The sequence below is a fragment of the Dyella sp. genome (genome assembly GCF_036568765.1).
Classification (GTDB): domain Bacteria; phylum Pseudomonadota; class Gammaproteobacteria; order Xanthomonadales; family Rhodanobacteraceae; genus GSA-30.
On record NZ_DATCRY010000019.1, the window covers coordinates 48,356 to 68,726 of the forward strand.

The window sequence follows — 20,371 nt, forward strand, 5'->3', positions numbered from 1 at the left end:
GCTGACACGAGGTTCTGAGGAAGTCTCATGGAAGGAGCGGATGATCTCCTGCTTGAATCCAGGATGTGGCGGATAGTTCCATAAAACGGCACGAACTAAATTCGTGCGGTCCGCTACGGGCGATGGGGAAGAGGTAGATCTGCATGGATGCAACGAAACGTTTTTTTCGAGCTTGCCTTACGCTATTTGTTTTTTTGTTCATCGGTACGTGCGAAGCCACGGCTGCATCGTCGACAGACGATCAGGACCCCAAGCCCGCGACCTCGCTGGCCGAACTCAGCGCGGGTGAAATATCCCGGCTTGAAAGGCTCTTGAATGTCGAGTTGAATGCGTTGGCTAACGGAAAATCGTATCTCGATGAAGATCTTACTAGTTTCAACCTGAGAGTCTCGATCGATCCGATAAGAGACGCTGTCGTCATCGATATGGACGAGAAATATGGTCCCTTGGAGGATTCGCCGGAACTGGGGGATCTTCGGAGGCTCCTTGATAATAAGGCGGTGTGGCTGTTACGTCGTGACGTTGAATTTGAGAACCTATATTTTACTTATGGCGGCAAGGATCCCAGCTTCTGGTTTCCTGACTATGGTAAGCCGGCACAAGTCAGGCCGTTAGATGGGAGCTATCGAGACAAGAGCGATTCTAGAGGTTTAGGAGGGGTGGCTATTTCGGCAGGGCACGGACGATATCATCATTACAAGTGGGGATGGGTATTTCAAAGGGATGCTAAGCAAGGAAATGGAATTCAAGAGGATTTGATCACTCAAGATTACGCGGAGGCACTACAGGCGGCTTTGGCGACTCATGCGGGTGATTATGCCTTTTTTTCGAGAGCCATGTCTGGGGTTCGCGATGACGGATTTCCTTGGAGAGAGATGGCGGCACGATACTACTTGGAGAACAACTATCCTAACAGGCCGGATATATGGAATACGAATAAAGAGTCTGTGAGAGATGATCGTGAATTAAAGGATGACATTAATAGTAGGGCAATCCATGCTAATGTCCTTGGCGTCAACGCGCTTATACATTTGCACACTAATGCCGGGGGTGGGAGTGGGGCGGAGGCGGTATTTCATGGGGGTAGGATTGTGGATGAGAAAATGGCGCAAAGTATTTTGTGCTATATGGATGAGCTCATAAAATCCACAAAATATAAAGATTTCAAGGTGAAGAGATATCCCATTCCAAGGACGGACCTTGCGTTGAATAGATTGGCCTCTATGCCTTCTGTAGTTGTCGAAGTTGGATATCACTCTAATCCGAATGACGCTGTCGCCCTTCAAGATCCGGATTTCATGAAGGCAGCTATGAAGGGAGTGGCAAAAGGCTATAGAGCCTTTGTGCAAAGGGAAGAGTGTCATCACTTCGGTGTCGATAAAGTTGACGACCTTGCATCGTATATCGACGGAGATTTTGGAAAGCTTGTCAGTTTTCCGATAAAGATGAACTACGCCGGCTATCCGCACGGGAATGTCGAGGCCAAAGTCGAATTTCTTGAATGTCCGGTGAACTGGTACTGCGATGGACGTCGCGGATTGATTCGCTTGCTGGATGTGAAAGAAAAGATCGCGAGCTATGGATTTCAGTGTCACATGGGAGGGCCGATACCGATGGCGTCGTTTCTTATCAGGACGACCTTGATCGATTCGGATGGCGTTGAGACGACGCCAGTCGAGCATCGCGTGACTTGTGGAGATCCTTCGGGAAGTGGAGTGCCTGATGGTCCTTCCGGTCTTATCCTGGCAAGCGCTCAATGGGTTGGGAGTGCGTCCTGAAATCCGTTTGTCTCGAATGAGCTGGCTATGATCTGATCTACCAGACAGCCCGCCGTACGACTTAAGCCGCGGCGCCGCTAATCGCACACTTTTGAGCTTTCCTTGTCCCACGCTTCACGCCGCGCCGCGCAGTCTCGCGCTACGTCCGAACATCGCGGAGAACTGTCATGCCCGAGAAGAAAACCATTCGTCGCGCCCAGGCCGACAAGCGCGCCGGCAAGTCGGCCAGCACACAAGCCGGTGAGTTCGTGCATGAAGAGATCGAGCATGTGCGCGAAGGCAAGCATGGCGCGCGTTCGGCCAAGCAGGCCATCGCCATTGGCCTGTCCAAGGCGCGTCGTGCAGGCGTAAAGGTTCCCAAAAAGGGGGTTGCCAAAAAAAAGAGTGCGGCAAAGAGTGCAGCGCGTAAACGTCCAGCGACCAAAAAGGCCGCGTCACGCAAGGCCTCTTCCGAGACCACGGCCACACGTAAGCGGGCCGCTACACGTGCGTTGAAGCGCGAAGGGTCGGGCAGTGCTTCGAAAACGGCGCTGTCGCGGCAGGCTCACGGTGCCGCTCGCAAGCGTAGCGCATCGAGTCGCTCCGCGGCAGCGAAGAAGGCCGTGCGCACCAAAGGTGCGAGCGGTCGTTCTGCGGCGGCAAAGAAGGCCGCGCGTACGCGTGCCAGGCGTGCTTCCTGAGGCGGGAGCGATAAGTCTTGGCGGCCACGGTCGGGCTGTCAGGGCGAGGGAAAGGTCAGCCGAATGGCTTACGATGCGGTCGAGCCCGATACGGGTATGATCGCGGGGACCGGCGATCGCTTCGATCGCGGTCGGTAGCGTTCGCCAACCCTTTCCAAGGAGAACGACCGATGGCATTTCTGGTAGCCGCGTTACTTATCGGCATCGTCGCCGGGCTGCGTGCCATGGCAGCACCCGCCATTGTCAGTTGGGCCGTGCGTCTGGGCTGGTTTTCGCCCGGAACGAGTTGGACCGCGTTTATGGGCTGGCATTACACGCCGTGGATTTTCTCGGGGTTAGCAGTGGCTGAGCTTGTCACCGACAAGCTTCCTTCCACTGCCAGCCGCAAAGTACCCGTGCAATTCGGTACACGATTACTTTCCGGGGCGCTATGCGGAGCGACGGTGGGTGCTGCCGGCGATGTCATGATCGGGGGCTTGGTGGCTGGCGCGGTCGGCGCGGTCGTCGGCACCTACGGCGGAGCATGGGCGCGGGGACGTCTGGCGGCGATATTCCACAAGGATTTCCCGGCGGCGTTTATGGAGGACATCCTGGCAATTGGCGGCGGCCTGGCGATCGTTGCGTGGCCGGTATGAGTCGCCGTTTCGATGCCATCGTTATCGGCGCCGGCCAGGCGGGGCCTTCTCTGGCCGGACGCCTCACTGCTTCTGGAATGAAGGTCGCCCTGGTCGAGCGGCACTGGGTCGGGGGTACCTGTGTCAATACCGGGTGCATGCCGACCAAGGCCCTGGTCGCTTGCGCACGTGCCGCGCATGTCGCGCGACATAGCGCCGACTACGGCGTGTTGATCGACGGTGAGATCGGCATCGATTTCCAACGTGTGATGTCGCGTGCACATACGGTCACGGACAACGCGCGCGGCAACATTGAGCGGTGGTTGGGCGGCATGGAAGGGTTGACTGTGGTGCGCGGTCATGCGCGCTTCGAGAGCGCGGACACCTTGCGCGTCGGCGAGGAGCAATTGAGCGCGCCGCGGATCTTTCTCAATGTCGGTGGCCGCGCCGCGGTGCCGGACATGCCGGGCATACATGAGATCGATTACCTGACCAACACCTCGATTCTTCAACTCGACCGACTTCCCAAGCATCTGGCCGTCGTCGGGGGCAGCTATATCGGGCTGGAGTTCGCGCAGATGTTTCGGCGCTTCGGTGCCGAAGTGACAGTGATTGAGCGTGAGTCGCGCCTGATTTCGCGTGAAGACGAGGATATATCCCTCGCTATCGGCGAGATCCTGCAAGGAGAGGGAATACAGCTACGCACCAGCGCCAATTGCATCGCTTTTGCCACGCATCCGGATGGCGTGGCAGTGCGAGTCGATTGCACGCAGGGCGCTCCCGAAGTGGTTGCCGATCGCGTGCTGCTGGCGATGGGGAGGCGGCCGAATACCGACGACCTCGGCCTGGATCGCGCCGGCGTCAAGACGGATGCCCGGGGTTATATCGAAGTGGACGACAGCCTGCGCACCAATGTCTCCGGCATCTGGGCCATGGGCGATTGCAACGGGCGCGGTGCCTTTACTCATACGGCTTACAACGACTTCGAGATCATTGCTGCCAATGTACTTGATGGAGCACAGCGTCGATTGTCGCAACGTATCCTTGGTTATGCGCTGTATGTCGATCCGCCTTTGGGCCGCGTCGGCATGACTGAAAAGCAGGCTCGTGACAGCGGTCGCCCTCTACTGGTGTCCAAACGGCCGATGACGCGCGTTGGGCGCGCTGTGGAACGTGGTGAAACCGCTGGCTTCATGAAGCTCATTGCCGATGCCGAGAGCAAGCATATTCTCGGAGCGGCCATCCTCGGCGTCGAAGGAGATGAGGCCATCCACGGCGTGCTCAATTTGATGAATGCCGATCAGCCCATCGATACCTTGCGTTGGGCTGTGCCGATTCATCCAACCGTCTCGGAGTTATGGCCCACGGTGGGCAACGACTTGAAGCCAACGGGCGCGTAGGTCGTCGCCTGCCTACCCAGCGCCAGAGCTGACCATTTTCCTGCAGTCGGCTTGGATACCGGCTTTGCCGGGCAGACCAGTCTTCAAGAAAAAAACGGGGTAGAATAAAAAAGTTATCAAGGAGTTGAGTATGAGCAACACCGAGAACAACAAATCTGCCCCGACCGAAATCGTTCCCGCCGTCCCTGCACATAACCAGCACCATGTGCTGGACACCATCGAGACGGCCGAACTCGACGAAGTACTGCACGACGCCGCCTTGCGCGATTCGGTACTGCGCGTACCGCGTTGAGGACGAACCATCTTTCCCGTCGATTCGCGGCGCGCGGCGCCGCCAGCCGGTCGTGCGACTGTTGCCGTTGGCCTGGCGCTTTGCGCCGCATTGTTCTTCACCATGACCTATGTGTTCAACCGCAGCCTGGTAAGTGGCGGCGGTCATTGGGCCTGGGCGGGCATCTTGCGTTACCTGATCACGTTGCCCTTGCTGGCGGTCGTACTGCCCTGGCGCGGTGGCCTGGGCGAACTGCCGCGCGAGCTGAAGCATCATCCGCGTAGCTGGCTGCTCTGGAGTTCGGTCGGTTTCGTGCTGTTCGGTGTGCCATTGACCTGGGCCGCGCAAAGCGGTCCCTCATGGCTGATTGCCGGCAGTTTCCAGACCACTGTGCTTGCCGGTCCGCTATTGGCGCCGCTGATCTATAGCGACGAGCGGCGCTATCTCGCTTGGCCAAGCTTGGCCATTGGCGCACTGATCGTTGTCGGGGTATTTGCCTTGCAATGGGCGCATGCCGGCGGTGTCCTGCGTGCCAGCGACTGGCTGGCAGTCGGAGCGGTGGTGCTCTCGGCGTTCGCTTATCCCCTGGGCAATCGCATGCTGCTCCTGCACCTGGAGCGTACGGGTACGCACCTCAACGCTGTGCAGCGGGTTTTCGGCATGACGCTGTGTAGTTGGCCGTTGTGGTTGCTGTTTGCGGTCATCGCGTGGTGCACGTTAGGGCCGCCCAGTTGGCGTGAGGTATGGCTGGCGGGCGGCGTAGCCCTGTTCTCGGGCACGATTGCCACGGTGCTGTTCTTTGCCGCCACCGATATGGTGCGCAACCAGCCTACGGCGCTGGCCGGGGTCGAGGCGATGCAGGCGGCCGAGCTGCTGTTCGCCACAATAATCGGCGCGACCTTTTTGGGCGAGGCGTGGCCGCATGGCCTGGCGCTCGTCGGTGCGGCGGCGATCGTCGTAGGCATTGCGTTGTTCGGCTGGATCAGCGGTCGCGAGGCGGCGGGACACGAGCGTGAAGTAAGCGAGCTGCGCAGCGATCGCGGTGCTTGAATCGAGGTAAGTAAGCGGCGGATGAGCTTCCTCAAGCTTCCCGGCATATCGATATCGCACAATGTTTTAAACTGGCGATTGCCGCCTACCTTGCCGGAATCTATGGGTTTTGTGCCATGATGCGGCGGCTGAACCTTGGGGTATGGGGTGTCGTTCGGGGCATGACTAGCAAGCGTGATAGCGCATCCAATCTTCGGTTGCCGCAGTTGGCGACAGCCGAGCCGCGCGCAGACATTCGCGGCTTTGACGGCTTCCTGCGGGATCAATACCATAACTTGGTGACCTTCCTACGCCGCCGGACCGCTAACGAGCAAGATGCCGAGGACGCGGCGCAGGAAAGCATGACCAAGCTGCTGCGTTACCGGGAGTCCGAACCCGCCTCGGCGTGGAAGCAACTCCTGTATCGGATCGCGGTCAACGTGGCTCATGACCAGTTCCGCGTCTCGCTTACGCATTACAGCAAAGATCATGTCACGCTCGACGGTCAGGATATCGTCGATACCGAGCTTTCTCCGGAGGAGCGCGTCGCTTACGAACAGCAGGTGGCGCGGCTGAGCCAGGCCATCCTGGAATTGCCGCCCAAATGCCAGCGGGTTTATCTGCTCAAGCGTGTACATGGCTTGAGCCGCGCGCAAATCGCCGAACGTTGCGGTATTTCGGTCAAAATGGTCGAAAAGCATCTCGCTACCGCACTGGTTCTGCTGAAGCGGAAGGTAGGCGATTCCCCAGCGCGCACGTTTGAGTGAACATGGCAGAGCGAATTTTCGACCAGCATCCCGGCTCAGGCGCGCAGGACGACGCCGAGCGCTGGTTCGTGCGTCTGCTGGAACCGGACTGCCCTCGCGTGGTGCGTGAGGATTTCGAGCGCTGGCGGGCCGCCGATCCGGCCCATGCCGCCGCCTACCGCGAGGTCGAATACCTATGGACGCAAAGCGGCGAAGCGGTCAAGGACGCCGCGGTCGCCGAAGCCGCGCGCCGTGCCTTGCAGCGCACACCGGCCGAGCCTTGGTTCTTGCGCCGCCGCTGGTTGTTCCCGGCCGCGGCACTCGGCCTGGCGGCGGTGCTGGCGGTGGTGGCGTTGCCACGCTTTTCCACACCGTCGTCGCCTGTGGGCACGCACTATGCTGCGCTGGCAGGCCAGCAACGTACCGTGCAGCTAAGCGATGGCTCCAGCATTCTGCTCAATACCGATACCGAAATCGTCGAGCGCTACGACACTCATACGCGCCGTATCGACCTGCTGCATGGCCAGGCTCAGTTCCAGGTGCAGGGTAATAAAGCCTGGCCGTTCGTGGTGCATGCCGGAGAGGGGACGGTGACCGCTGTGGGCACCCAGTTCCAGGTGCGAGTCGACGGCGAAACCACAGGCGTGATTCTGCTCAAGGGCAAGGTGGATGTGGCGACTCAAGTGCCCGATACCGCGCCGCAGACCGTGTCGCTCATCGCCGGGCAGCAGGTGGCCTATGATCGCACCGGGCGCATCGCCGCGGTACAGCCTGCGGATAACGAATTGGCAAAGGGGTGGACCGAAGGCAAGTTGTATGCGCACGATTGGCGCTTGCCGGATCTATTGGCGGAAATGAATCGCTATAGCGCCACGCAAGTGAGTATTGGCGATCCCTCCTTGCGCAGCGTGCGCATCAGCGGTGCCTTTCGCACGGGCGATCAAGAGAATCTGATTCTGGCTTTGCAGGCCGGTTGGCAGATTCGTGCCGAACGTCAAAAAGACGGTCGTATAGTGCTGCGTAGCAGCAGGTAAAACCTGCATTGCTTCGCAATTTTCGCGTAAGGCGGCCGATGTGCCGCCTTTTTTGTTTTCACGGGTAGGTGTTTCCCTCGCGAAACCGTCTTACCCATGGCGACAGCTGATTGTGCTTGCGGCCAGGGAGGGCAGGGGACGCAGGCATGAAGCGATGAATGGGTGAGGGCGTCGCAGATCTTTTGCGAGTGGAGGGGTCGCACTGGCTGCGACAAAAAACGACCGACGCATGTGGCCCTTCGAGGGTTGCAATGGTCTTGTTCGTCTCAAAAAAATCCAAACAGGAGTTCACTGATGTCGAGCAGTCTTCGTAAGTCGGGGTATCGCAAGGCGTTACTGCCGGCGGCGCTGTCGCTGGCCATGTTCGCCGCTTCGGCGCACGCCGCCGATTCGTGGGTGCAGACCCATACCCATGCGGGTTTGCAAAAGAACAGCAACACGAATGTTTCCACGCTGGTCATGACCGGGCATCCGACGATCGATGCCACGCAGATCATGCCCCTCGAGGCAAGCCGCCAGCTGCATGTAAGCGTCAGCTTGAACCAGCGCAATGTCGAGGACCTGCAGAATTTCCTGCAGGACGTGAACATGCCCGGCAGCGCGAACTATCACAAGTTCCTGACCCCTGAGCAGTTCAAGGCGAAGTATGCCCCGACGGACGCGCAGGTGCAGGCGGTGGTCGCGCATTTGCAGAAGTACGGCTTTACGAATATCGAAGTCTCGCCGAACAACCTGTTCGTTTCGGCCGATGGCACGGCGATGAGCGCGAGCGCCGCGTTCAACACCACGCTGAAGACGTTCCAGTTCAAGGGCGAGCAGCATTTTGCCAATGACGCCGAGGCGATGGTGCCTGCTTCGCTGGGCGGCGTCGTCAATGCGGTGTTGGGCCTGCAGGATTACAACCGCCCGCACGTCATGTCGCATCGCCTGAACCCGGATGAGGTCAAGACCTTTGCCGCGGCCGGACAGGTCGGCCATCAGCCGACCGATTTCGCGTCGATCTACAATGCAGGCAGTACGCCGACCGCGTCGAATACCGTGGTCGGCATTATTACCTGGGGTGACATGACCCAGACCATTGCCGATCTGAAAACGTTCACCACCGCGCATGGCCTGCCCACCGTCAATACGCTGACGGTCAAAGGCAGCACCGGCACGCTCGCCAACGATGGCGACGATGGTGAATGGGCTCTGGACAGCCAGGACATCATCGGTGTTTCCGGTGGCGTCAAGCAGCTGATTTTCTACGCTGCCATCAACGGCAACAGCAGCGACAGCGGCCTGACGGACGCCAATATCACCGCCGCCTACAACAAGGCGGTGACCGACAATGTCGCCAAGGTGATCAACGTTTCGCTCGGCGAAGATGAAACGGCAGCACACAATTCGGGTATCCAGTCCTCCGACGACCAGGTCTTTGCCCAGGCCGTCGCCCAGGGGCAGACCTTCTCGATCGCCTCGGGCGACGCAGGCGTCTACCAGTGGTCGACCGATGCTTCGACGGGCTCGCCTGGCTATATCGCCAATTCCAGCGGCACGGTGAAGATCGATCTGACTCATTACAGCGTCAGCGAGCCGGCTTCGTCGCCCAACGTGATCTCGGTGGGTGGCACCACGCTCTCGACGACCGGTACCACCACATGGTCGGGCGAGACGGTGTGGAACGAGGGCTTGGCGCATATCACATCGAGCTCGAGCTCGAACGAGCGTCTATGGGCGACGGGCGGTGGTCTTAGCTTGTTCGAAACCGCTCCGGCCTGGCAGACCGCAGCGCTGGGCTCGTCGGTGACTAAGCGTTCGGTGCCGGATCTTGCGTTCGACGCCGCTTCGTCGACCGGCGCGATCATCGTTGCCAACGGCCAGTCGGGCCAGCAGTACGGCGGTACCAGCCTTGCCTCGCCGATCTTCGTCGGTATCTGGGCGCGCATCCAGTCGGCCAACAACAACTCGCTGGGCTTTCCGGCGCAGGACATGTACACCAACTTCGTCAGCGATACCACGCCGCTGCATGACGTGACCTCCGGCAACAACGGCTACCAGAGCCACGGCTACAACGCTGCCGCCGGCTACGACAACACCACCGGCTGGGGCAGCCTGGATATTGCCAAGTTCAATAGCTATGTCACCCAGTACTTCGGCGGTGGCGGCACCAACCCGCCGCCCGGTTCGCCGGTGGCCAACTTCACCGATACGGTCAGCGGCCTGACTGTGAACTTCACCAATACCTCGACCGATACCGGCGGCACGATCACCTCGTACGCCTGGACCTTTGGCGATGGCGGTACTTCGACCTCGGCCAGCCCGAGCCACACCTACACGGCGGCCGGCACGTATTCGGTCAGCCTGAAGGTGACCGATAGCACCGGCGCGACCAATACCAAGAATGGTTCGGTCACGGTGAGCAGCAGCGGTGGCGGCTCGACACAGTTGCTGACCAACGGCGGCTTCGAAAGCTCGGCCTCGCCCTGGACGGTGAGCTCGGGTGCTTACTGCACGAATAGCACCTGCTCGGGCGAAACCGCGCACGGTGGCACCGGGTTCCTGTGGCTCGACGGCTATGGCCAGACCCATACCGATACGGCCACGCAGTCGGTAACCATCCCCAGCGGCAAGACCTCGGCTACGCTGACCTACTACCTGCATATCGATACGGCCGAGACCACGACCAGCACGGCCTACGACAAGTTCACCGTGCAGGTGACCAACAGCGCAGGCACGGTCCTGGCCACCGTCGGTTCGTTCTCGAACCTCAACAAGAACTCGGGTTATGCGGTCCATACCGCCGATCTGAGCGCGTACATCGGTCAGACCGTGAAGATCAAATTCACGGGCACCGAGGACTCCTCGCTGCAGACCTCGTTCGTGCTGGACGACGTGTCCCTGACGGTCCAGTAACGCAGGCCGCGGCCTGCCGGCGGCGCACGGGGAGGTGCGCCGCCAGGGAAGGGAGAAGCCCGGTCGCGTGCGACCGGGCTTCTTTCTGTCGGGAAGCCTCCGAGGCGTGCCGGGGCCGCTGTTTTTGGCCGCGCCGCCATGCTCTACTTGGGGCGCTTTTTCCGACTCGAGCATGGCAGGCTGGTGAACGCCCTGGCTATCCACCACAACCTTGCATTCGCTGCCCCGACAGGCGCCCTGCGCGTCCGCCGCGCCAAGGTGCTATGCGCGTCGTAAGCCGCCTGTGCGCGTTGCCATTGGCCCTGACTTATGCCTTGTTACTGGGCATGTCGCCGGTCGCTGCGGCGTTGCCGGCACAGGCGCGAAGCTATGCCATCGCGTCGAGCGATCTGCGTAGTGCGCTAGATGCGCTGGCCACCCAAAGCGACGTGGAAATCGTGTACGCGCCGGAGCTGGTAGCGGGTAAGCATACGGAGGGCGTGACCGGACACCTCACGCCGGAAGAAGCCCTGCGTAAGCTGCTCAATGGCACCGGCTTAGCCTGGAAGGCGGTCAACGAGTCGACATTCGTTCTGCAGTACGCGCCGTCGCCGCATCACAACCTGCCGCCGACGAAGGAAGCCGCCATCGCGCGGATCGACGTGCCGCGCACCCTGGAAGCGTTCAACGTCAGCGGTTCGCTGATCAACAATGCGCAAGTCCAGACGGCCACGCCGACATATACGATGAGCGCGGAGACGATTGCCGCGCGTGGTTTCAATAGCGTGGCCGAGGCTTTGGAAAACATCGTGCTGGCGACCGGTTCCGTGCAGGGCCCGCAGACGGCCGGTTCGTTTACCCAGGGAGCGCAGGCAGTCAGCCTCAATGGATTTGGGCCCGGTTTTACTTCGATCCTGATCGATGGCAAGCCGATCGCGAGTTTCGGCCGCCTCTACGATGGCACCAACAACTTCACGAGCGTTTCCAATATTCCATTGTCGATGGTCGAACGCATCGATGTGATGCCAGGTGGCGCTTCCTCGATCTACGGTTCGCAAGCCGTCGCCGGTGTGATCAACATCGTTACTCGGCAACATATCGACGGCACTGAAGTGTCGGCGCGCGCAGGTGTCTACACCGGCGGCGGCGGTGCGAATCAGCGAGTGTCGTTCGGTTACGGGCGAGATGTCGGCAAACTCAACGTGCTGGCCATGTTCGAATTCGACAACGCGCTGCCGATCTGGGGTTATCAGCGAACGCTCACTTCTGGCTCGCGCGCCAATCCAAACGGCAGGGCGACGCCCGGGCTGCAAGCGGGCGTAGGCGATTACGGCACGATCGATACGTTTACCGGCTATTTGCAGAGCTACGTGGATCCGCCGGCCGGTTGCGCCAGCGGCCTGTTCGGCGGCAGTACCATGGCTGTCGCAGGACGAGGCGTGTCGGGTCACTATTGTGGCTCCACCGAACTGGATGGCTATACCACCTTCAGCAATCGCAGCCGTAGCTACGACGGCATGCTCAAACTCAAGTATGACCTGAGCCCCAATCTACGGTTGTACAGCGATGTGCTGCTCGACTGGCAGGAACAAAAATGGTTTTCCGGCACGGTCGGTTGGGGGCCGGACGATCTGCCTGGAGGTGCGATCGAAGATGCCTCGAACGGCCATATCCTTTATCCGGCGAAGAACTATGCGCCCGAGGAAATGCCCGGCGGTGCTACCGGCCAGATGGTGCGGCAACAGGACCTGATGTACCAGGCCGATATCGGTATCAGCGGGCGTATCGGCGATTCCAATTGGGATTGGGATCTTTACTACCTGAGGTCGAGCGATCGCACGCGAGTCACCGAGCAACTGGGTATCGCGACGCGAGTGGATGCGTTCTTCACCAACTTGTTGCGTCCGGATGGCTTCGATCCGGATACAGGCCTCGGCTTGTACACCCCCGACTATGGCGCCTTCTTTGCGCCGCTCACGCCTTCGCAGTACGCCAGTTTTACCCGCGGTGTGGGCGAGTTTAGCAAGACCTGGATCAACGACACGCGCCTGACATTCAGTAACGCGCACCTCTTCGCATTGCCTGGCGGCGATGCGGCCATCGCGGTCCTGGCCGAAGGCGGCGGTGAGGCATGGTATGAGCCGATCAATCCGTTATTCGCCGATGGCGATGTGTTCGAGCACGCCACCACCGGGGGCGGCGGCCGCCGTTCGCATGGGGCGGCTGCGTTCGAATTGAATATGCCTTTGTTTCAGCCGCTGACAGTGGATCTGTCCGGTCGTTATGACTATTACTCTTCCGAGCTGGCAGCGAGCAACAGCCGCTTCACCTACAAGGGAGGTATCGAGTATCGACCCTACGATAGCCTGCTGCTGCGCGGTAACTACACCACGGCTTTCAAGGCACCGGACCTATCCGCAATTTATCTGGAGCCGTCCAGTTATTACACCGATATCACCGATTACTATCGTTGCGCGCTTGCTGGTAGCAGCAGTTGTCAGGGTTTTACCGATCAGGTGATGGGGCAGTCGCTCGCCAATACTCAGCTGCAGCCTACGACGGCAAAGAGCTGGAGCGTCGGCGGCGTGTGGTCGCCGACCGAACGCTTCAGTTTCAGTGCCGATTACCTGCACACGGCGGTCAAGGACGAAGTCATTCTGCAGGACACCGACATTCTTGCGCGCCTGGACGCCCAGTGCCTGCTGGGCGAGCTCGATAACCAGTCGGCGCAATGCGTGGCCATCACCAATCCGGTCGACGGCCAAGTACAGCGCGGATTCGTCAACGCGAACTTGCGTGCAGCGGTGGCTGCGCTCGATGCCGGTCCGATTACCGGCGTTACAACGTATTACGCCAACCTTGCCAATGAAGTCGTCGATTCTCTGGTCGCCACCGGTCGTTATGCCTTCGCCCCAACGCGCTGGGGCAAGTTCGATCTGCAACTGGCTTATAGCGATATTCTCAAGCATGACTACCAATTGGCACCCGGCCAGATGCCTATCGACGAGCTCACCGATCCTATGTACAACGCCGGGTTCAAGAGCATCGTCAATGGCACAGTGGATTGGATCAGCGGTAACGATCGCTGGAAGAGTACGCTGTACGGCCGTCGCTATGGGCCGGTCCCGAACTATCGCGCACAGGTCAGCGGGACCGATAGCAACGGTGCAGGGCGTCTGCATCCATGGATTACCTTCAATTGGACGCTGGCTTATAGTCCGACCCGCGATCTTTCGCTGGGTTTGCTGGTCAATAATATCGCTAACAAGATGCCGCCGCGCGACCGAAGCGACACGATGTATCCGTATTTCAACGACGAAAACTACAATGTCTACGGTCGCGAAGTAATGCTTCAGGCTACCTATCGCTTCGCTCCCGACTCGCCTTGAGCGTTACTTCACATACACGTCGCTAGCTTCGCCTCAAGCGAGGTGATCATGCGCAGGTTTTTTCGACTGATCCGAGATACATTGCGTGTGGCCGTCGACGGATTCCTCGACGATGAGCTGATGACGCGAGCCTCGGCGCTGGCATTCTGGTCGTCGCTCTCGTTTGCGCCGATCCTGGTATTGACGTTGTGGAGTCTGTCGGTGCTGCGGCCATCGTCGCAGGATCAACTGGTCGTCATGTTGGCAGGCGTGCTCGGCCGGGAAGGAGCCGCGGCCGTCAAGCTGGTATTGGACAACGCCCGGCAGCAACCGCGACTGGGCAACATTCTGGGATTGATCGGCGTCGGCGTGACTGTGTTCAGTGCTTCGACGGTGTTCGCGCAATTACAGTCCACGCTTAATCGCATTTTCGGATTGCAGATCAAACCAGGTGCGCGCCATGCCGTGCTTAGCTGGCTCAGCATGCGTGCTCGCGCCGTCGGCTTGTTGATTGGAATTTTTTTCCTGTTGATTGTGTCTTTCGTGGTCAGCGCGATCATTCAGGGTGTGATGCCAGGGGACACCCGAGCTTGGCAAGTATTCGAGATCGCGGTCTCGCTGCTGGTGTTCGTCTTGGCCTTCGGCGCGATGTACAAAGTGTTGCCGGATGCGAACATTCCATGGAGGGATGCATCGCGAGGAGCGGTATTGACGGCTGTGCTGTTCGTTATTGGGCAGTTTGCCATCGGTATTTATCTGGATCGGGCCAAAGTTGGCGGAGCTTATGGTCCTGCCGGAGCGATCGTTGTGTTGCTCACGTGGATGTATTACGCGTCGGTAATTGTGTTGCTGGGCGCCGAGTTGACGCATGGCTTGGCGGTGGCGCGTGGCGCGAGGATGGTTCCGAACCGTTACGCGCAACCGATGGATGATGACCATCGAGAGGAGCTCGCTTCATCCGAACCTCCGGAGAAGTGAGTGAATGGGAGCGAGGAGTGAGTGAGAGGAGCCGGCGCGCGTTGGCTTTCTCTACTTTCTCGCTTCTCTTCACTCGTTTTCTTCAATATCGGGATTCTTCAACCCACCTTGACCAGTCCCAGCGCGAAATCGATGAACGCGCGTACCTTTGCCGCCGGCAGATGCCTCGACGGATAAAGCGCATACAACGGAAACCGCTCGCCTTGCCAATCATCCAGCAATGCGATCAGGGCGCCCGACGCCAACAGATCACGTACACCGATCGCTTTCATTCGCGCAATACCGGAGCCAGCCAAGCATGCGCCTAGCAAGGTCCCGGCCTCGTTCACTACCAAGCGCCCTTGCACATCGACAGCAACCGTCTTGCGTTGGCGTTGGTAGCGCCACGATTGCAACAACTGCCCATTAAGCGAGTTGCGTACCAGGATGCACTCGTGTCGGGCCAGTTCTTCCGGATGCTTGGGCTTGCCGTGTTTCTTCAAATAAGCCGGAGCGGCGACAGTCATCGTATGCGTATCCAGCAGCTTGCGCGCCACCAGGGAAGAATCCGGCGGCGCGCCGAAGCGCATGGCCAGATCGAAGCCCTCGCCGACCAGATCGCCAAGCTGGTCTTTCACCACCAGCTCCAGCGAGATGTCGGGATGCATCGCCATGAAACGCGTGACGTGCGGCGCGAGCATCATGCGTGAGAAGTAAGCATCGACATTGACGCGTAAACGACCGCGCACGGTTTCCGCCGCACCGGCGGTCTGGATTACCGCATTCTCGATGCCGTCGAGCAAGGGCGCCACATGCTCGAAGAATCGCCTGCCTTCATCCGTCAGGCCGACGGAGCGGGTGTTGCGGTCGAGCAGGCGCACGCCAATGCGGCTTTCCAGTCGCGCCACCGCCCGGCTCACGCCGGAGGGCGACAGGCCAAGGGCCTCGGCCGCGCGCGAAAAGCTGCCACCCTCGATGATGGCGGCCAGGACACCGACGTTCGAAACCACCCGGCTATCGAATGCCATGGCAGTCACCTTTGCTGAAAGATCACTAATAATGTGACCTAGTTTCGCTTCCGTCAATAAAGTCGGGTAACTACCTTTGTTCACGCCTATTTACCCAAGTGAGCGAGGACAACCTATGTACGCAATTACCGGAATTACTGGCCAGGTCGGCGGTGCCATGGCCCGCACTCTGTTGCAGGCTGGCAAACCCGTGCGAGCTGTCGTGCGTGACGCGGCAAAGGCTCGAGCTTTTGCTGCGCAGGGCTGCGAGATTGCCCTGGCCGATATGAACGACGCGCGGGCCCTGGCCGAGGCGTTTCACGGCGCCGAAGGCGTCTTTATCCTGCCGCCACCGAATTTCGACCCGTCCCCTGGCTTTCCGGAGGCGCGCGAGGGAGCCGCGTGTGTAAGGCAGGCTTTGGAGCAAGCCCGACCGGGTAAGGTCATTCACTTGTCCACTATCGGGGCACAGGCCACATCGTCCAACCTGCTGAGCCAGCAAGGTATCTACGAGCACACGCTGGCCGATCTGTCTTTGCCGCTTACCGTGCTTCGTCCCGGCTGGTTCATGGAGAATTTTCGCTGGGATGTGGATGCCGCGCGCAACGACGGCATCTTATACAGCTTCCTGCAACCGCTCGGTCGTGCGATTCTCATGGTGGCGACCGATGACATCGGCCGCGTAGCTGCCGAATTGATCCAGGAGAACTGGCAAGGGCGTCGTGTCGTCGAGCTCCAAGGCCCGGAGCAGACATCTCCGGACGATGCGGCTGCCGCTTTCAGTCGCGTGCTCGGCAAGCAAGTGCGGGCGCAGGCTGTGCCGCGCGAGACGTGGGGCGCGTTGTTCAAGGGACAGGGTATGAACGATCCCATGCCACGCATCCAGATGCTGGATGGTTTTAACGAAGGCTGGATTTGTTTTGAGGGACCCGCTGAGAATATTCGCAAAGGCCGGATCACGCTTGAACATGTGCTTCGCGAACTGACGGCATCGTAGGCCCGAACAACCCAGATCTCACGGTGTCGGGCTGTACAGAAAGCGCCAGGCAACCGTTGTGCTCCCCTCCCTTGTTTACAAAGGGGGGGAGATCCTTGCCTCAGTACTCAAATATCTGTCAAAAAAAGGAAGCCCTTAAAAAGGCTCTCACCCTTCTGGAGGTCTCCCGCAAGTCAAGGGGAGGCGATGAATGGACGGCGTTTGCAGGAACCGTCACGCAAAGCCCATCTCATGCGTCCTGGCCATGGCAAATACGCCTAATCTCCCAGGAGCCGACCATGTTCCCCCGATACCCTATTGTCATCCTATTCACCAGCCTGTTCATGATGACGGCTGCAAGCGCGGGCGCCCCGCCATCTTCGCACGAGGCAGTCGTCCAGGCTTTCGCGCACGCCATACCCAACGCCCAAGGTAAGATCCTTACCGGCTTGGTAGTGAACTACGAGCCTGGACAAGCCTCCTTGCCGCACCGCCATGGACAAGCGTTCGTGGTGGCCTATGTGTTGACGGGAGCTATTCGTAGCCAGGTGGAAGGCGAGCAGGCCAGGGTCTTTCATGCGGGGGAAAGCTGGTACGAAAACCCCGGTGCGCACCATACGGTAAGCGAGAATGCGAGCAAGACCGAACCGGCCAGCCTGCTGGCCATCTTTGTCGCCGATTCCGACGACAAGAGTCTGGTGACTTACGACAAGCCAAAGGCTGCGCCTTGAATGCTTAGCGTAACCTTGCCTCGCTTACACTCCATGCTGGGAGTTCGTTCATTCATAAAGGGGGGAGTGTGAAGCGTTATTTTCTTTCGATCGGTTTGATCGCCGGCCTTGCCGTAGCCGTATCGGTGCAAAGCGAAGGCGCGGTGACTCATCGCGCACGGATGCAGGCGACCGCGCCGGCCGACTACCCGTGCCAGAACGCCCAGTTCCTGAGTGACCAGCAGCAGTTCGTCAGTGGGCAGACGTCCGACGATCAGTTCGTCGATGTTTGCGGCAAAGTTACCAAGGTATTGGCATCCAAGCACACACGCAGCGGCAATCACGGTTATTTCTATATCCAGGTGGCCGATGGTGTGACAATCGAGATCGTCTCGGATCTCGATCAGATGAAAGCGCCGGCCTGGCCTTTCGTCCAGGTCGGCGACATGGTCTATGTGCAGGGCCGTTACTACTACGACAGCGCTTCCAGTCAAGGCATCGACTGGACTCATCACGGCACCAGTCGTTCCTGGCCGCATGCGGGCTATGTGGTAGTCAATGGCACCAAGTATCAGTAAGTGGATGTGCCGGGGCGCTTAACGCGCCACGGCATTCACGGCATGGAATTCGATCAACAGGCCAAGGTCATCGCGTGTCGGCGCAAGAAACGCCTTGCCGAATTCCCCGGAATAGCGCACTAGCGAATGTTCGTAGCCGCGTTCGATGCGTCGTTGCGCGCGATCGAGATCGCTGACGCCCACGCTGACGCCCAGGATCTGCGGGCCGCCTTGCTGCAAGGCATCGGCGGCGAGACCGTTACCGTCGGGTTCCAGCGCAAGCAGGTGCGTGGGACCGATCGCTACGCTGTATCCATGCGCTGCGATTTGCGGCAGCCGCACTGCTTTGGCATCCGTAAAGCCCATTTGCGCCAGTTGTTTCTTATCGTCTTCCGCATGGGCCGAGAGCAGCCAGATGGCCGATAGCGTCTGTGCGCCATTGGGATGTTCGCGCGCGGTACGCAGATCCATCGCACTGGTGGCGTCCGTGCGCGCGGCGTAATCGATAAAGAACACATGGTTCGATAGCGGCGAAGGGTCGAGAGCGAACAGTCGCCAGCGCGGTGGCGCCTTGGGTCCGAGACCGTCCGGGTCGTTCGCTGCGGCCGAAAAGACGGGCGTCACTGCCATGCCCCGTTGCTTCAACAATGCCTGGGCGGCATCGAGCGCGGTGGAATGTATGCCGAAGCTGCGCGATCCTGGGCCGCCGTGCAGTGCATTTTGGTCGGCCTGCATGCCTGGGTCCAAGGTTGGATTCGGACGAGTCATGCCTAGCAGTTCGATAAAGCCCGTATCCGATAAGCGTATATAGCGATTGGCAACGCCCGCCGGATCGCGTCCCGGCATGACCTGGAAGCCAAGCTTGGCGGTCATCACCGCGGTGGCCTGGTCGATGCTGCGGCCCCAGAGCAGGATATGGTCGAGCCGGTCGCCGGCGGGCTCGGTCGCGGCGGCAGCGATGCCGCCCCATGCGAGGATAACGATGGTCAGCAAAATACCGGCCCGCTGCCGAAATGCTCTGTGTCTCATCGGAAATCTCCAAAGGGTGAGGGAGCGCCAGTCAGGCTGGCGGTGATGCAGCAGCCATGCTGGCACAAGGGATGCCGGCGTCACCACTGCCGAACCAGCCGGTGCGGTCATGTTTCCGAGGCGGTCTGGGCGCAGGCAAAAGGCCGCCAGGTTGCAAGCACGTCGCTGTCGTTCGAGGGGGCGGGCTTGCCGTGTACGGGCATGCCAATGCCGCGGAAGGCTGAATGAGACGAGCGTCGAGTAAACATCTTCGAACGGCTTGACTTGATCAGCCGGCTAAACCGGGGTGACGGGCAAAAAAGGCCATACAGGACAGATGGTGTTTCAGGCCACCTGTCGCCCGAAATGCACACGCAATTCCGGTTGCGAGCGACCGACATGGCCGCGCAAACTTTCCTGGCGAGCTTCCGATGGCGTCATTGTAAAACGCCGCTGGAATGCTCGAGCGAACTGGCTACTGTTGGAAAACCCCAATTGTAGGGCTACATCGGTAATCGACTTGCCAGTTGCCTTCGTTCCGAGCGCGATTTCACGGTAGGCCGCATCCAGCCGTTTGTCGCGGATGATCTTTGCGATGCCGCCATCGGCGGCGAAAATCCTGTACAGGTGTGCACGCGAAATCTGATGGCGTTGCATCAATAGCGATGGACCAAGCTCGCGCTCGTAAAGATGGGCTTCGATGAAATCCAGAATCTGCTGCCGCAGCATTTGCATCATCGGTGTGCTAGCGGCAGGTGTTTCGTGACTCTGTTGCGCAAGGCCGGCAGCCAGCAGATTGAGCAGTGCTTGTTCCACCACGCTGGCTTCTTCGTTACTTAAATCGGAAGCGGTCCGGCACATGCCGAGAACGAGATCGGCCAGTATCCGGGTTAATGGCCGCCCTGAAGGCAGAATGATGCCGTGCAAACTCTTGCCACGCCCGGCGCGGTCTAACGAGTTGCGTGGAAGTATCAGTGAAACCGTGGAGCCGGGTGTCACAACGGCGGAAAATGGGCGGGCGAGATCGAAGATGCAGATGTCGCCAGCATGGATGAGAAAGGGGCGGTCCTCGCACCAGGCTTCGCCCGCGCCGACCATATAAAGCTGCAGAAGGTAATGATCCAGTTCGCTTTGTATGATCGGGTTCCGGTCATGTCGGTGCTGATCGTCGAAAGTCGTCGAGCCGACAATGACGCCGCCGACCAGCAGCGGACGAATGGCTTCGGATGTGGGAGCAGTCGCTGTTTTTGGCAGATCGGGACCCGTCCACTCGGTGGACACAAGAATGCCTTGTCTCACTGCTTTCCCCTGTCACGCACACCTGAGACAGGGCGCGATGCTAGCGGATGTTAAATACGCGAA

General features: G+C 59.7%; 17 protein-coding genes. 14 read left to right on the top strand and 3 right to left on the bottom strand.

Annotation, left to right across the window (positions count from 1 at the left end):
- Positions 1-143: 143 nt before the first annotated feature.
- The 11 genes from VIM98_RS01430 to VIM98_RS01480 all read left to right on the top strand — a co-directional run bounded on the left by VIM98_RS01430 (position 144) and on the right by VIM98_RS01480 (position 14,772).
- Positions 144-1,778: an N-acetylmuramoyl-L-alanine amidase gene (locus tag VIM98_RS01430; RefSeq protein WP_331991305.1), complete on the top strand. Its 1,635-nt coding sequence runs from the start codon at positions 144-146 to the stop codon at positions 1,776-1,778.
- Positions 1,779-1,945: 167 nt separating this feature from the next.
- Positions 1,946-2,458, top strand: coding sequence for a DUF6496 domain-containing protein (locus tag VIM98_RS01435; RefSeq protein ID WP_331991306.1), 513 nt, complete (start codon positions 1,946-1,948; stop codon positions 2,456-2,458).
- Between the two features lie 170 nt (positions 2,459-2,628).
- Entirely contained in the window at positions 2,629-3,093 is a 465-nt protein-coding gene (locus VIM98_RS01440; protein WP_331991307.1) for a DUF4126 domain-containing protein, read from the top strand.
- Complete coding sequence (locus tag VIM98_RS01445; protein ID WP_331991308.1) at positions 3,090-4,472, top strand: FAD-containing oxidoreductase; 1,383 nt, start codon at positions 3,090-3,092, stop codon at positions 4,470-4,472. The genes VIM98_RS01440 and VIM98_RS01445 overlap by 4 nt, the downstream gene beginning before the upstream one ends.
- Before the next feature lie 130 nt (positions 4,473-4,602).
- Entirely contained in the window at positions 4,603-4,764 is a 162-nt protein-coding gene (locus VIM98_RS01450; protein WP_331991309.1) for a hypothetical protein, read from the top strand.
- 102 nt (positions 4,765-4,866) lie between these two features.
- Positions 4,867-5,793, top strand: coding sequence for a multidrug resistance efflux transporter family protein (locus VIM98_RS01455; protein WP_331991310.1), 927 nt, complete (start codon positions 4,867-4,869; stop codon positions 5,791-5,793).
- A 161-nt stretch (positions 5,794-5,954) separates the two neighbouring features.
- A complete protein-coding gene (locus tag VIM98_RS01460; RefSeq protein ID WP_331991311.1) occupies positions 5,955-6,539 on the top strand; it encodes an RNA polymerase sigma factor in 585 nt (194 codons plus the stop codon).
- Between the two features lie 2 nt (positions 6,540-6,541).
- Entirely contained in the window at positions 6,542-7,552 is a 1,011-nt protein-coding gene (locus VIM98_RS01465; protein WP_331991312.1) for a FecR family protein, read from the top strand.
- Positions 7,553-7,846: 294 nt separating this feature from the next.
- On the top strand, positions 7,847-10,447 hold the full coding sequence (locus tag VIM98_RS01470) for a protease pro-enzyme activation domain-containing protein (protein WP_331991313.1): 2,601 nt from the start codon (positions 7,847-7,849) through the stop codon (positions 10,445-10,447).
- A gap of 263 nt (positions 10,448-10,710) precedes the next feature.
- Complete coding sequence (locus tag VIM98_RS01475) at positions 10,711-13,815, top strand: TonB-dependent receptor (RefSeq protein ID WP_331991314.1); 3,105 nt, start codon at positions 10,711-10,713, stop codon at positions 13,813-13,815.
- A 48-nt stretch (positions 13,816-13,863) separates the two neighbouring features.
- Positions 13,864-14,772: a YihY/virulence factor BrkB family protein gene (locus tag VIM98_RS01480; RefSeq protein ID WP_331991315.1), complete on the top strand. Its 909-nt coding sequence runs from the start codon at positions 13,864-13,866 to the stop codon at positions 14,770-14,772.
- 98 nt (positions 14,773-14,870) lie between these two features.
- On the opposite strand, the gene VIM98_RS01485 is transcribed toward VIM98_RS01480, so the two are convergent.
- Entirely contained in the window at positions 14,871-15,779 is a 909-nt protein-coding gene (locus tag VIM98_RS01485; protein WP_331991316.1) for a LysR family transcriptional regulator, read from the bottom strand.
- 115 nt (positions 15,780-15,894) lie between these two features.
- On the opposite strand from VIM98_RS01485, the gene VIM98_RS01490 reads away from it, so the two are divergent.
- From VIM98_RS01490 to VIM98_RS01500, 3 genes are all read left to right on the top strand, one after another.
- Positions 15,895-16,755: an NmrA family NAD(P)-binding protein gene (locus tag VIM98_RS01490; protein WP_331991317.1), complete on the top strand. Its 861-nt coding sequence runs from the start codon at positions 15,895-15,897 to the stop codon at positions 16,753-16,755.
- Positions 16,756-17,033: 278 nt separating this feature from the next.
- Positions 17,034-17,465 (top strand): cupin domain-containing protein, encoded by a 432-nt coding sequence (locus VIM98_RS01495; protein ID WP_331991318.1) that lies wholly within the window; start codon positions 17,034-17,036, stop codon positions 17,463-17,465.
- Between the two features lie 68 nt (positions 17,466-17,533).
- Positions 17,534-18,022 (top strand): hypothetical protein, encoded by a 489-nt coding sequence (locus VIM98_RS01500; protein ID WP_331991319.1) that lies wholly within the window; start codon positions 17,534-17,536, stop codon positions 18,020-18,022.
- A gap of 18 nt (positions 18,023-18,040) precedes the next feature.
- Here the strand turns inward: VIM98_RS01500 and VIM98_RS01505 are convergent, their stop codons facing one another.
- Together VIM98_RS01505 and VIM98_RS01510 are read right to left on the bottom strand one after the other, a co-directional pair.
- Positions 18,041-19,030, bottom strand: a complete 990-nt coding sequence (locus VIM98_RS01505) for a VOC family protein (RefSeq protein WP_331991320.1) — start codon at positions 19,028-19,030, stop codon at positions 18,041-18,043.
- A 324-nt stretch (positions 19,031-19,354) separates the two neighbouring features.
- Positions 19,355-20,290, bottom strand: a complete 936-nt coding sequence (locus VIM98_RS01510) for a helix-turn-helix domain-containing protein (protein ID WP_331991321.1) — start codon at positions 20,288-20,290, stop codon at positions 19,355-19,357.
- Positions 20,291-20,371 lie beyond the last annotated feature (81 nt).